The organism is Peribacillus sp. FSL H8-0477, assembly GCF_038002765.1.
Taxonomy (GTDB): Bacteria; Bacillota; Bacilli; order Bacillales; family DSM-1321; genus Peribacillus.
In genome coordinates this window covers 1,700,921-1,714,703 of record NZ_JBBODE010000002.1, presented here as the reverse complement: position 1 = coordinate 1,714,703, position 13,783 = coordinate 1,700,921, and the positions used below count along the sequence as shown (strand labels likewise).

The 13,783-nt window shown below is 37.4% G+C and carries 11 protein-coding genes; 4 read left to right on the top strand and 7 right to left on the bottom strand.

Translation table 11 applies throughout. The annotated features are described in order from the left end of the window. The first annotated feature begins 24 nt into the window (after positions 1-24). Positions 25-1,095, top strand: a complete 1,071-nt coding sequence (locus MHI18_RS20095) for a DUF3900 domain-containing protein (protein WP_340850067.1) — start codon at positions 25-27, stop codon at positions 1,093-1,095. Between the two features lie 315 nt (positions 1,096-1,410). Here MHI18_RS20095 and MHI18_RS20090 read toward each other — a convergent pair whose 3' ends face one another. After that, positions 1,411-2,658, bottom strand: a complete 1,248-nt coding sequence (locus MHI18_RS20090) for a TerD family protein (RefSeq protein ID WP_340850066.1) — start codon at positions 2,656-2,658, stop codon at positions 1,411-1,413. Positions 2,659-3,107: 449 nt separating this feature from the next. Beyond that, positions 3,108-4,163, bottom strand: a complete 1,056-nt coding sequence (locus tag MHI18_RS20085; RefSeq protein ID WP_340850064.1) for an Ig-like domain-containing protein — start codon at positions 4,161-4,163, stop codon at positions 3,108-3,110. A gap of 227 nt (positions 4,164-4,390) precedes the next feature. Here MHI18_RS20085 and MHI18_RS20080 point away from each other — a divergent pair, with 227 nt between their 5' ends. Then, on the top strand, positions 4,391-4,639 hold the full coding sequence (locus MHI18_RS20080) for a hypothetical protein (RefSeq protein WP_340850062.1): 249 nt from the start codon (positions 4,391-4,393) through the stop codon (positions 4,637-4,639). A gap of 54 nt (positions 4,640-4,693) precedes the next feature. Here the strand turns inward: MHI18_RS20080 and MHI18_RS20075 are convergent, their stop codons facing one another. Next, complete coding sequence (locus MHI18_RS20075) at positions 4,694-5,770, bottom strand: alanine/ornithine racemase family PLP-dependent enzyme (protein WP_340850060.1); 1,077 nt, start codon at positions 5,768-5,770, stop codon at positions 4,694-4,696. Continuing rightward, entirely contained in the window at positions 5,767-6,855 is a 1,089-nt protein-coding gene (locus tag MHI18_RS20070) for a DUF1611 domain-containing protein (protein ID WP_340850059.1), read from the bottom strand. Before MHI18_RS20070 ends, MHI18_RS20075 begins: the two co-directional genes overlap by 4 nt. 351 nt (positions 6,856-7,206) lie before the next feature. Between MHI18_RS20070 and MHI18_RS20065 the strand changes: the two genes are divergently transcribed. Beyond that, entirely contained in the window at positions 7,207-8,424 is a 1,218-nt protein-coding gene (locus tag MHI18_RS20065) for an ATP-binding protein (RefSeq protein WP_340850058.1), read from the top strand. 52 nt (positions 8,425-8,476) lie between these two features. Here MHI18_RS20065 and MHI18_RS20060 read toward each other — a convergent pair whose 3' ends face one another. Beyond that, positions 8,477-9,100 (bottom strand): VC0807 family protein, encoded by a 624-nt coding sequence (locus tag MHI18_RS20060; RefSeq protein ID WP_340850056.1) that lies wholly within the window; start codon positions 9,098-9,100, stop codon positions 8,477-8,479. Between the two features lie 116 nt (positions 9,101-9,216). On the opposite strand from MHI18_RS20060, the gene MHI18_RS20055 reads away from it, so the two are divergent. Beyond that, the gene (locus tag MHI18_RS20055; RefSeq protein WP_340850055.1) at positions 9,217-11,172 is read left to right on the top strand and encodes an AMP-binding protein; all 1,956 of its coding nucleotides are present in this window, start codon (positions 9,217-9,219) and stop codon (positions 11,170-11,172) included. 52 nt (positions 11,173-11,224) lie between these two features. On the opposite strand, the gene nadE is transcribed toward MHI18_RS20055, so the two are convergent. Both nadE and MHI18_RS20045 read right to left on the bottom strand, forming a co-directional pair. After that, complete coding sequence (nadE, locus tag MHI18_RS20050) at positions 11,225-12,052, bottom strand: ammonia-dependent NAD(+) synthetase (protein WP_340850054.1); 828 nt, start codon at positions 12,050-12,052, stop codon at positions 11,225-11,227. Between the two features lie 32 nt (positions 12,053-12,084). After that, positions 12,085-13,557: a nicotinate phosphoribosyltransferase gene (locus MHI18_RS20045; protein ID WP_340850053.1), complete on the bottom strand. Its 1,473-nt coding sequence runs from the start codon at positions 13,555-13,557 to the stop codon at positions 12,085-12,087. Positions 13,558-13,783: the final 226 nt, after the last annotated feature.

Sequence of the window (13,783 nt, the reverse complement as noted above, 5' to 3'; positions counted from 1 at the left end):
CTTTTTAGAAAAAAGGTGAATTAAATGGATTTTACTATACAATACCTGTCCTTTTACGTCGTTACAGTAGATGGTAAGGGAGAACAAGCGGATAAACGCTACAAGCATTTTCAAACCCTTGATCATGAAGAATATGAAAATAGTCCGTTAAAAGGTTTCCTAGATGGAGAGCTGATGAAAATCAGCAAACGCAAAGTCGATCGTCACCCAAAAGCAGAACAGGTACCAACCAAAGTCGGTCACTTTATTGTTGAAGAAGGACATGAACTGGATTCAAACCCTAACTATAATTTATTTAACCGCGTCCGCAATGCAGATACAAAAGATATGTTTTATCAAGAAAATGAACAATTTGTCATTTCCTATCTTGATACAAGTGCTGTTCGAGGCGGAGTCTTTCTCGTTGCCTCCGCAAAGCTAAGCAGCTATCTAGATGAAAACTTTATCTTCCTATTAAAATGTGATTTTGAACCGAAAGTTGCCTCTATTTCTGATGAACAGACTTTAATTCGCAATGTCGAAATGGCGATTACAACCAAAAATATGAAATCCATTCAGTACCCTTTCATGCCGGAAGAGGGAATTGTAGAGTCTGGAGAAATTAAGATCCACCAATCATCTCATGCTCGTTATTTTGAGGACTTCTTAAAGTTTGTTGAATATGGGGAATCTATGCCTGAGATCGTCAAAAATCAGGTCATGGAAATGGTATACGAACAAATCAATACCATTTACCCAGAGCAAACCGAGGAACGCCAAAAACTCGATCAAGCCATGGAGGTTTGGGCAGCCAGTGAAAAGAGAGAGATTCAAGAACACTTCTCCCACACAGAAATTGTTGAAGCGGCTGCTCAAATCATTGAACACACACCAGAAATTCCATTAAAATTAAAACTGGACCATATTGCGGTGAACGGACTTCTCGCCGACTTTGGCGACGCCGTACACATTGCCAAACTAAATGGAAAATATGTAACCATCATTGAATCTGACACTGTTTCTTTCGAAAAAAGCGTCTCGCCCATTGAGTTTCTAAAGCCTGATGAGCTTGAGGATGTATTGGAGAAGATACGAAAAAAAGGTAATGTGGAATAAGTTCTGAAGGTAATGGAAGTAAGGATTTTCAGTTTAATATCCAATATAAATCATATACATTGTTGAAATCATTAGTAACCATAAACACGTAAAACTTAGTAACTATTTTGTGTTTTCCATGATATTTAGAAAAACAGCTAGGAACGCCCTTTGATTTTAGATAAACATAAAACTATTTTCAGGCTGGTGAACTCCGAATTTTAGGAGTTCACTAGCCTATTTTAAAACACTCATAGTATTACATTGATGGTTAGTTTCTTTTTCCGACATCTTTTCATCTAAATTATACTTAGTGCTAACTCTAACTATTCTAGTTTACTTGTAATCATTTATTGGTCCTTTATCCATTAAAACTTCTACCATATTTGAAGACCCCATTATAAGTTTAGGTCTACTCTCTGAGTTCGGTGCGCTATAATACTCCAATGGATTTATAATAACTCCATCCTGGGTATTATGAAGAATCCCGGGTACGCAGGAATAAATTCTATCATTATTATTTGCATTCTTAGCGACTATCGTAACGGATGTTCCATTGTGATTATCTATACTCATGGATACTTTGTATCTGTAGAATGAGCCTGTTCCATTTGACTGAGCAGAATACACCACAGGAACAACTGCGAGGATATCATTATTTAATCTTAATTTAATTTCTTCCGTCTTAGTTGGTTGATTATTTCTCCTAATATCCCCCTGATGTTCCACTGCTCCATTTCCATAACTCCTGAGGGGAGGTGTCCCTTTTGCCCCAAACATAGCTACATCTACCTGCTTACCATTCTTTGTATAGACTAAGGCATATATATCATAATCTGTTCCAGTCTTCCAAGATACCGTTGCAGTGATTACTGGTGTCTTTTCAATGATAACTGCCTTTTGGCCTTTGACGAGACTTATGTTACCCTTTACTTTTTCAAGGCTTATTGCTGCCAACGTGTTTTGTCTATTTTTATTTTCAGTAACAGCTAGATTCTTATCAGGTTCTTTTGGGGTTTGTTTTTGAATAGTTTTGGGATCAGAAGACATGTTTTTCTCCTCAGACTCAACCTCAACTCCGTAATTTTCACATAACCCCGAAAGTCCAGAATCAAATCCGCGCCAGATTGACTTTGCCTTTGTCTGACCATTCCTTAGATATAGTTCTAATACTACAATTCCATTCTCATTTGTGAATCCAGATGGAGTTAATTTAATAATAGTATTATTGGTATATATCTCGGCCTTTAAATTCTTTACATTAGAAAATCCCGTGCTATTATCCTCTGTAAGAGTTATCGCTACTTTAGTAATACCCGCAGGGACTTTACTCATGTCAAAATTCATTTTATGTACTTTTGTATTACCTACGTTCTCAGGTGATATAAGGGTAGCTACACCAGAAGCGCTCTTTGGTTGATTATAAAAAATAATTCCACTATCTCCTTGTACCTTGTCAGAATCAGTTAAAAGGAAAGCTGTTAAAGAAATATCTATTGAATTAGAAATTTCGTAGCTAACAGTAACATTACCTTTTGAAGAACTTAAAACTGTATTTGCTCCCATCTGAAGTAATTGATTCATTTAAACCACACCCTACTCTTCTATATTTTTAAATCCCTACAGGATCCTCTTAAATTCTTTTCAGATTAGTTTTTTTCAGAACATTTCAACGCAACTGCTATGAAACGTCGGTATCTCTATTAATATTTTTTCAGCCAATCATTTAGATATGCGATCATTAATTTATAGATACATATAGTATTAATATCCTTTTACGTGTAAACCTTCACAAATTTACTCTTATTTTAACATAAAAATCCAAATCAGATAAAAATAATGTAACCAAAGGTGGTAGGTTCCACTATATGATTTCGAAAATCCCACCGCAGATTTTCTACAACAAAGCTAAAAAAGCCTTTGAGAGACATAACCTAGATCCTCAAAAGGTCTGTTTATATGATGGTTTCATAGGTATTAATTGTCCAATAGCCTTCCTACATTTTTAGTGTAGGAAGGCTATTGGGGTTAGGTTATTTTACAGTAACAGATATCTTTTTCGTATTATTTGCTTTATCACTTGCTTGGATCGTTAGTTTTTTTCCTTTTATCTGTTTAGCAATTTTCACCTTATAGTTGCCTTTTTTATCAGCCGTTGTTTTCCCGAGGATTTTTGTTCCTAATTTAATTTGCACACGAGCTTTTGCTTCTGTCTTCCCTCTTACATTCGTCGTTTTAGCAGTGATTTTAGTAACGGTTAATGTCTTTGGTGCTGTTTTATCAATGACCCACTGTTCAGTGAACTTACTTTGATTCCCAGTCTGATCAAAGGCACAAACAGCAATAAACGTCCCTGCTTTTTGTCGAGGTATTTTAACAGAAAACTTACCACGTGAATTGGTTTTACCTTCTGTACTAATCCACTCTTCGCCTGCTTGTATCCAAATATAAGAATTAGCTTCAGCTGTTCCAGTAACCCTTGTATCATTGTCATCTATCTTATTGACTTTTGGTCTTGCTGGAGCTTTTGTATCTAAATCATTCATACTTGATAATTTGAGGATGTATGCTTCTCCGAATCCCGCATTTACTAAATCCAGTGCTGCTAGATAATATGTCCCCGCTTCTAGTGTATAGCCTAGTGCTCTCGCCTTTCCGTCTTCATCGTACCCAAAAGGTTCAATAAACTCTTCTGTTTTGGGATTGATCAAACCAAACCCCAAATCGAGCAGGCTATCTTCTGCACTTGCTCCTGCCAAAACATAGTTTCCATCTTTGGGTATTTTCACTCTAAATAGATCAATATCGTTATAATCTAATGTGCCGGCAAGATAATACTTTATATTATGATTATTAGCCGTATCAAAGCTGTCATTCGGTTCTTTTTCATAACGGACATCATCGCCGTTCAAGGATTGTTTAAACTTAGATTGATTTACTAATGCTAACTTGACGGATGGAGCCTTACTTATTGTCTCCTGAATTTGACTTCTTTTATTTAGGATTTGTTCATCTGTTGCCTCTGCATACCCTTGAAACGAAAATGATAATAAGAATAGTGTCAATACTATAAAAGCGGCTTTTTTCAATACTCATCCTCCATTATTGGTTATTTTTACCAACTATAGCATGACTCAAGAAGAATACCTACATAGATAAAAGCGCAGCTATCGACACAAAATAAATAATTGAAAGGCTATTCTCTTTATACTTAAATGATCACAAAATCCTATTGACTTTTCTTCTTTTTCCACTTATTTTGACTTATATAATTTTCCAACATATACTGTATTAATAATGTCAAAGGAGCTTACATATGAGTGCTGAAAACCGTGTACCAATAAATGCTTCTATACCATCTAAATTGAGCAAAAGGCTTTCTCGATTAGCTGAAGATCGAAATGTATCTACAGATCAATTAGCAGAAAAAGCTGTTGAATTATTACTCGACTATATGGAAGATAACGAACTTATTATTGATCATATTAAGTCGGAAAATGCCGATATTATTAGCAGAAATAGAGAAATTCTTATGCAAGGAAGAAGCATGTTGAAAAAAGAGTAAAAAAAGTACCTCATTTTTAGAATGAGGTACTTTTTCTAATGCCCGATGGTCTTTTCATAGGCTATGAATATATTGTTTAGAAACATTAGGTGAGCTCATGACTGACAGAAGTGCCGAATAATTGAGTGAGAACGGAACCTCATCTCCTACTTGTAAATCTATCTTCTTCGCATCTACAACCGTATGATCACTACTTGAACCAATAATCTCTACATCTACCTTAGGCCTTAGTCCAGACACTTGTACATCTTGAAATCCTACTCCAAGAATCGCTCTTCTAATTTTTCCTCTGTCTTCAAAGTGCGGTGTTTGTCCTAATGTGTTTTGGGCAATTTCTCCATAAGGAACAGAAGGTTTGATTTTTGATTCTATCACTTCTGAAATAAAGGTAAAGGCATCTGTAAATAATCCGGGGATGTTCATTCGGTGTAGCGTTTCTTTTCCTAATAAAATAGACTCTCCAACTCGCAAGTTATTAATATGTCCGATATTTTCAGTCGTCTTAAACCAACTATAATTAGCAGAGTTTCCTCCAGAAATATAAGTGAGTGATAGAGAAAACTTTTTTTCAATTTCTTGACTTAATGATGATAATTCCTTCATTTTATCATTTGTGGGTTTCACCCCTCCAAAGCAAGCAAAGTTTGCCCCAATTCCTATCAGATTAATATGGGGTAGTTTCAGAACTTCAGCTATGAATTCATCAAGATTTTCGGACATAATCCCTTCTCTCAAATCACCCATTTCTATCATGAGAATAATTTTATGAACAACGTTTTCCTTCTTGGCTTCAGCGGAAAGGCTTTTTATAATAGCCAGCTCAGTATTAAGGCTAATATCTGCATATTTAATGACAGAATCGATTTCACTTAACGCTGGTGTTCTTAATAAAACGAATTCTGCTTTTATATTCGCTTCACGCATTTTCTTTAGATTTTTTATATTGGAGTCTCCAAGAAGATGGATGCCCTTATCGACGAAGACCTTTGCAATTTCCGGGGATCCACAGACACCTTTGGTCACGCCAATGATGTCAATCCCTTTAGATCCATACAGATTGAGAAGAGCTTCTACATTATGGCCAATTTTAACTGTGTTGATTTCAATCCTTGGTGCAATAGAATGATTCAAGTGACTAGTTGTTTCTTTGTTTTATTTTTTAATAATGGAAAGGTCTCAAAGATGCTGGCTATCAGTTTATCACATCCATATTTGAGGACATCCGTCGTTGGAAGATTAAGTTGATCTTCATATTCAACAATCACATCCGTAATTTCTTGATCTGACATATTTTCATGGTTGATCGTAATAGCTATGACTTTTGCGCTTGAAAAATTTTCAATCAGCTCAATCTCGCTTTTAATGGTTGGCATTTTCATAAAGCTAAAGTCACCTAAGTTTTCTCGCTTTGGTGGATGCTGAATGATTACGGCTCCTGGTCTTGATCCCCTGATAATCCCACAAGAACTTATATAAGCCGGATGACTTAGTGCTCCTTGTCCTTCAACCAGAATAATGTCAGGTTGGTCATTCGTATACGCTTTCATAACTTCATTTTCAATTTCACCTGTCATAAATTGCGAAGGTATTGCGTCGATGGCCACACCATATTTTGCACCTTGGATGAGTCCGGTCTGTCCTGTTGCTACAAAAGCAACCTTTAATCCCATTTTCAGGAGTGCAGCTTCAAGGATCACAGATGTCGTTCTTTTCCCAACTGCACTGTCCGTTCCGAGCACTGCCACAACCGGAGTATCAATGGCTAAAATTCTTCCTGAAAAAAGATGCATATCTTTTTTCAACGGCGGCTTTCTAACATCGACTATTTCAACGCCATACTTTATAGAGGCATTTATAAATTCTTCATCTGCTGTAAAAAATTCATGAAGAGGGTTTACGACATTCATCCCATACTCCATTGCCTTCAATACAATATTTCTTTCATTTTCTTTTAAAAATCCTTCAGATGGAGCCATACCATAGATGAATTGATTCGGTATACTAGTCAAGCTTCCTACAGCATCCTCAAGTGTTGAAAAAAATGGAATTCCATTTTTCACTCCCTCAAGGACTTCACCTGTATCCATTCCAGCCTTTGAACGATCAATTACACCAACAATTTGGTATTTACCTGAACTTCTTATCAATCCGTTTGCCGTTTTTCCATCCATTGTTCCAAAATGATTTTCACAATAAATAAGCGCCGTTTTTTTCATTTCACTTTCCCTTCCATGTTCCTCTTGTAAAACATAAAAAAACACCTTTCCTATATAGAAGACATATAGACCAATAGGCCATGACTCTAAAAACTGAAAGATGTTTCAAAAATATTCCATTATCCTTTTTATTATAACACTCATTTTAAAAAGATGTATGAGAGCGATTGCTTTTAAAATAAATCCTCTATTAAAGGAAGAATTTTGTATTTTATTGTTTATTTTTCTCGTTTTCTAGTAAAATAGAAGAATAGTTAGAGAAAATAAAGGAAATTACCCCAAGAAGTTATAAACATTCGCGTTATATAGATGAGACAGGGGATTTTTTAGCGTAGAGGTGTACAGATACAAATGAAAAATAACACGGACTATTATAAGTTGGAACAATTAAAAAAAGAAAATCAGATGCTGCAGGAGTTACTAACTGACCTCCCAGTGAGTTTTACGTTCCAGCATAAAGATGGATATACGATTAATAAAGTTGATGGTCACCCCTTGAGCATCGGAGCTAGTAATGAAATTGAATACAGTAAGCTCAATATTATGCCTGAGATTATCCCTTTTAAGGAAATCGAATTATTCGTAGCCCCGATTTTAAATTTAATTCCGTATCATATCGTTTTTCTGGATAGTGACGGGATTATGACTTTCTGTAATGATCAGGCGGCTATTGATCATGGTGAAGCAAAAGGCAGCATGGTTGGGCGGCACATTAGAGATTTAATCAAAATTCCTGATGAGAAAATCATTATTCTTGAATCACTGCGCACGAATCAGGAAGTTATCGATAGAGAAGTTCTCGATCGAAATTATTATAAAGTAAATACCAAACTCATTCACAATTCTGATGGTTCCATTAACCGGGTCATAGGTGTGTTTTATTACCTGAAATCAATTAAGGAAGCTGAAAAACAAGCGGTAGCCGGGAGAATTGCAGCCGGAATTGCCCATGAAATCCGTAATCCGCTCACCACAGTTAGAGGGTATTTACAATTGCTCCAAAGCAAGGTCGATCCAAAGGTTTCCAATTTATTTTCCGAGTTATTAATTCCTGAAATCGATCGTGCTAATAAGATTATCACAGACTTTTTGGCGATTGCTAAGCCCGCGCAGACAAATATGGAATGGATGAATGCCGGTTATTTTTTTAACGATTACTTAATCACCTTTCTTCAGACACAGGCCACGCTTTATAACGTCGACTTACAGTTGGAAATTAATCAAAACATTGATGATTTGTTCTTTATGGGTGATCGTGAAGAACTCTTACAGGTGTTCATGAACCTTATGCAAAACTCAATCCAAGCAGTAAATAATGAGAAATTAAAGATCACGATTCAGGCTCAAGGAGAAGAAAATTATCTACAGTTTATTTTTGCCGATAATGGAACAGGAATTAGTCCAGAGGTTTTCGCAAACATTTTCGAACCGTTTTTCTCCACTAAAGACTACGGTACTGGGCTTGGATTATCCGTTTCAAAGAAAATTATTGAAAACCACTCTGGTTTGCTGACTGCAAGAAGTAATCAACATGGCACCTCTTTTTACATCGAACTGCCTATTAGATAAATAGCCTATCCGTATCGAATCTATTCGTTATGGATAGGCTATTTTCTTTTCTTCACTTCGGATTCTCTCTCGTTTCGGGACCTAGAAGTTTATAAACATAAATAAACCCCACCCCCGCAATAATCGTAAAAATCCAACTGATGACTTGTTGATAAATAATTCCTTCATCATAGGCGTCTACTCCGAACCGGCCGACTAGGATGATTCTTGTAACAGCTAGGACTAATTCTCGAAAGCAAAAAACGAGGGTAATTACGTTAAAGACGCTAAAGATTCTTCCTCTATAAAATAAATCTTTCATCAGGGCCCGATCATTCCCTTGTAACTCAACAATATCAAGTGTGAGATATAAAGAGGCAGGTTTTTTAATAACTATTGTTACTAAAAAAAATAACGCCGTTACGAAATCATAATAAATATGATTCCAGAGAAGCTGCAGTGCTGATCCCGCAAAAAACTCGATAAAAATTTTAATAAGCAACGAAATCAAAATATACATCCCAGTAAAGCTTACTTTTTTCATCGTATAAAAACGGTAAATACTATAGAGGATTCCAACAGAAGAAGATACAAGAATGGCCGTATAATCACCCATATATACTCTTCCATAATTCCAGATAAGCAGCGGCAATGCGAGATAAAATAACAAGTCCAGAAATAGAATATATTTATTCATTAAAGCTCCTTTATTAGGTTTTTCCACATCGCTTTTATTACCATTACATTTCCATCTATTATATAATGTAATTATCAGAACGAAAAGAATTTTCAGAAAATATAAGGAGGTTACTCATGTGCGCCAATGAAGCAGTATGGTTTCCAAAAGAAGATTACATTCAACAAACAAGATTATATCAATGGATGAACAAAGCTGGTTTGACGAATTACGATGCATTTTTCCAAAGATCAATTGTTGACACTTCCTGGTTCTGGGATGAAGCGGTTAAAGAGCTTGGAATACTTTGGGATACCCCCTATCAAACAACACTTGATCTCACAAACGGAGTTAAATACCCTAGGTGGTTTACTGGCGGAAAAATGAATATTTATACAAATTCAGTAGAGAAATGGGCAAAGAATGAGCAAACAAAAGGAAATAAAGCGGTAATTTGGGTAGGTGATGATGGGAGTGAACAGACATTTACCTTTGAGGAACTGATGAATGAAGTTGAACGGACTGCAGCTGGTCTTTTAGCAACAGGCATTAAGCGCGGGGATGTCGTCACCATTTATTTACCTATGATCTCTGAAACAGTCATATCCATCCTAGCGATTGCAAAAATTGGGGCTATTTTTTCACCGGTATTTTCTGGGTATGGCGCAGAAGCGGTTGCCGCTAGAATTGATGCTTCACAGGCAAAATTTTTGATAACCGCTGACGGATTCTTCAGACGTGGTAAAGTTGTCAATATGAAAAAAGAATGCGACCGAGCAGTTTCTCTCTCGCCGACTATCGAAAAAGTAATCGTGATTCGGCGGACAGGTCAAGAGATACCCTGGACGCAGGGACGTGATCAAGAGTGGAGCGATATGCGCAATAATGTAAGCCCTTCCAAAACAGTTGATACATATGGCGACGATCCTCTGATGCTTATTTATACCTCTGGTACCACTGGAAAGCCTAAAGGAGCCGTTCATACACACGCAGGCTTCCCGATTAAGGCAGCTTTTGACGCTGGGATCTGTATGGATGTTAAACCTGGCGACACGCTTTTCTGGTATACGGATATGGGCTGGATGATGGGTCCATTTCTAATCTTCGGTGGATTGATTAACGGTTCAGCCATTCTATTATTCGAAGGAACGCCTGATTACCCAAATGCCGATAGGATTTGGAACATTACTGCTGACCACTCTGTTACACATCTAGGTATTTCTCCAACACTTGTTCGAAGCTTAATGAAGGATAGCACCAGCTCTGCTGATTCGTTTAATTTAGAAAATCTTAGAGTGATTGGGTCCTCTGGTGAACCTTGGAATCTCGAACCTTGGATGTGGTTATTTGAAACAATCGGAAAAAAAAGGATTCCTATCGTCAATTATTCTGGAGGAACTGAAATTTCCGGAGGTATTCTTGGAAATGTATTAGTGAAACCAATTTCTCCCATTACGTTTAACTCCCCGCTCCCAGGTATGGATGCACACGTATATAATGAGCAAGCAGAGTCTGTCATAAGTCAGGTTGGCGAATTGGTGATAGGCAAGCCATGGGTTGGGATGACGAACGGATTCTGGAATGAAAACGAAAGATATGAAGAAACTTACTGGAGCCGATGGCCTGATACTTGGGTACATGGAGATTGGGCGATTATGGATGAACAAGGTTTTTGGACGATTACAGGTCGTTCTGATGATATTTTGAATGTTGCTGGAAAACGTCTAGGCCCTTCAGAGCTTGAATCCATTTTGGCTGCGCACGAAGACGTTCTTGAATCTGCCACAATCGGTGTTCCTGATCCAGTTAAGGGTGAAACTGCTGTTTGTTTTGTCGTATTACAGCACAACTTATTGTTAACACCTGAACTAAAACAAGAATTATTGAAGCAGATTGAAAGGCAGCTAGGAAAAGCTTTACTGCCATCGATGATTTATCAGGTATCAGAGCTGCCAAAAACAAAAAATGGGAAAATACTACGTAGAGTCATTAAAGCTGCCTTTCTTCAAAAAGATACTGGCGACTTAACGTCAATTGATAATCCAACAGCCCTACATCAAATAAAAACGTTACACCCTGCCGTAAAAGAATAAAGAAAAGTCCTGAAGATCCCCATTCCAAGAGATCTCCAGGACTACTTTTCTCTTACTTCCACCATGTATCTAAAACAGAGATTGCTTCATTACGTTTATGTTCAGTCTTTGTATACCAGCCTTCAATAATTTCAGCTGCTTCTGTACGTATCTCTTTGCCTTCAAGATAATTGTCAATGTCTTCATATGAAACGCCGAGTGCGACTTCATCGGGAACAAGAGGCTTATCGTCTTCAAGGTCAGCTGTAGGAATCTTTGTATACAGCCTTTCAGGAGCTTGAAGGTATTTTAATATAGCCCGGCCTTGTCTTTTGTTTAAGCGATATAATGGAATCAAGTCTGCTGCTCCATCACCATGTTTCGTGAAAAATCCAGTAATGGCTTCTGCTGCATGATCGGTCCCTAATACCACCCCATGATACAAACCAGCTAAATCATATTGGACCTTCATCCGTTCACGCGCTTTCACATTTCCTTTGAGGAAATGCGACATTTGTTCTCCTGTTGCTTCTTCAACCGCATTTACAGAAGCATCTACACTTGGCTTAATATTAACCGTCACTGTTTTAGTTGGCTGTATAAACTTAAGTGCCAAGGCGCGGTCTGCTTCATCTGCTTGAACTCCGTACGGCAAGCTTACAGCAATAAACTGATAGCCGCCGCCAGTTTCTTCATTTAATTCATTAACAGCCGTTTGAGCCATATAGCCTGCTAGTGTTGAATCTTGACCCCCAGATATGCCCAGAATTAGGCTTTTAAGAAAAGAATATTTCTTCAAATAGTCTTTTAAAAAGTCCACACTTTTTCTGAATTCTGCTTTGGGATCAATGGTTGGCTGTACCAACAGCTTTGTTACGATTTCTTTTTGTAATGGACGCATACTAAACCCTCTTTTCTGTATTAGTAACACTTCTATATCTTTAAAAGTGCTCTTTCTACATTCAACTTAACTTCATCAATATTTCGCATTTTCGTATCCCAGCATTTTTGGCTTAAATCGACTGGATATTCTTCAGGATTTAGGGTTCTCAAATATTCTGGCCATAACAGCTCTAAATTACGGCTGGCAAATTCCCTGATTTCTTCGATTGCAGGAAGTTGATAGATCCGTTTTCCTGATTGATAGATATCTTCGTGCAGATCAACTGCTTCGTAATCTGTGACAAACTTACTTAAAAAAGTATGAACCGGATGGAACAGGCGTAATTTCTCTTCATCCTGCGGCGACTCATCTTCCATCGCAATGTAATCACCCTCTGAATGTCCGTTCATCTTATTTATAATGCGGTATACCCTTTTTAATCCTGGTGTACTGACCTTTTCTGGGTTTGAAGAAATTTTGATGGTATCAATCATATTCCCTTTTTCATCTTCAATTGAAACCATTTTATAAACGGCACCAAGTGCAGGCTGATCATAGGCAGTAATAAGCTTCGTACCAATTCCCCATACATCAATCCGGGCACCCTGTTGTTTCAAATTGATAATCGTGTACTCATCAAGATCATTTGAAGCAATCACTTTTGCATGAGTAAAGCCGGCCTTATCCAGCATTTCTCGTGCAATTTTTGATAAATAAGCAAGGTCTCCACTATCAAGGCGTACTCCAATAAAATTAATCTTATCGCCCAGTTCCTTCGCAACCCGAATGGCATTCGGGATTCCCGACCGCAGTGTATCATAAGTATCAACAAGAAACACGCAGTCCTTGTGAGTACTGGCATATTTATGGAACGCTGTGTATTCGTCTTTATATGTCTGAATCATCGCATGAGAATGCGTGCCTGAAACAGGAATACCGAATAGCTTCCCTGCCCGAACATTACTCGTGGACTCAAAACCAGCAACAAAGGCCGCACGTGCTCCCCAAATAGCTGCATCCATTTCCTGAGCGCGGCGCGATCCGAATTCCAGAGCAGATTCATCACCTATGATTTGTTTAATTCTTGATGCTTTTGTAGCTACCAGTGTTTGATAATTAATGATATTCAAAAGGGCCGTTTCAATAAGCTGTGCTTGTGCCAGTGGTGCTTCCACTCTAAGTATAGGTTCGTTAGCGAAAACCAATTCCCCTTCTTTCATACAGCGGATATTTCCGGTAAAGGTTAAATCACGAAGGAAGTTTAAAAATTCCTCTTTAAACCCTAACTCCTTTCGTAAATACTCAATATCACTTTCTGAGAATGAAAAATTCTCAATATACTGAATAATTTTTTCGAGTCCAGCAAAAACGGCATAGCCGCTGTGAAAAGGAAGTTTTCTAAAAAACACCTCAAACACCGCATTTTTTTGGTGGATGTTATCCTCCCAATACGTTTGGGCCATGTTGATTTGATAAAGATCTGTGTGTAATCCTAAGCTGTCGTCTATGTAATTCGTTGACATAAAAAAGTATCCTCCCAAAGAAGCTGCTACCCATTTGCGGACCGTAATTTAACAATTATCGGTAATTTCGGTATCATTTCGACTAGATTAATCTCCTCACATTGTACCTTTATTACGATTACTTGGAAACCATTTAGCTTCATTAATCTATTAATAACTATCCTATCCTTATTGGAGTGATTCTACTACGCCGTAAAGGGGTCAAAAAAGTCCGGTTCTATGACCG

What these genes read in the sequence shown, in the direction of transcription:
- MHI18_RS20095 (WP_340850067.1), top strand. Translation starts at nt 25, where the DNA reads ATGGATTTTACTATACAATACCTGTCCTTTTACGTCGTTACAGTAGAT.
- MHI18_RS20090 (WP_340850066.1), bottom strand. Translation starts at nt 2,658, where the DNA reads ATGAATCAATTACTTCAGATGGGAGCAAATACAGTTTTAAGTTCTTCA.
- MHI18_RS20080 (WP_340850062.1), top strand. Translation starts at nt 4,391, where the DNA reads ATGAGTGCTGAAAACCGTGTACCAATAAATGCTTCTATACCATCTAAA.
- MHI18_RS20070 (WP_340850059.1), bottom strand. Translation starts at nt 6,855, where the DNA reads ATGAAAAAAACGGCGCTTATTTATTGTGAAAATCATTTTGGAACAATG.
- MHI18_RS20065 (WP_340850058.1), top strand. Translation starts at nt 7,207, where the DNA reads ATGAAAAATAACACGGACTATTATAAGTTGGAACAATTAAAAAAAGAA.
- MHI18_RS20060 (WP_340850056.1), bottom strand. Translation starts at nt 9,100, where the DNA reads ATGAATAAATATATTCTATTTCTGGACTTGTTATTTTATCTCGCATTG.
- MHI18_RS20055 (WP_340850055.1), top strand. Translation starts at nt 9,217, where the DNA reads ATGTGCGCCAATGAAGCAGTATGGTTTCCAAAAGAAGATTACATTCAA.
- nadE (WP_340850054.1), bottom strand. Translation starts at nt 12,052, where the DNA reads ATGCGTCCATTACAAAAAGAAATCGTAACAAAGCTGTTGGTACAGCCA.
- MHI18_RS20045 (WP_340850053.1), bottom strand. Translation starts at nt 13,557, where the DNA reads ATGTCAACGAATTACATAGACGACAGCTTAGGATTACACACAGATCTT.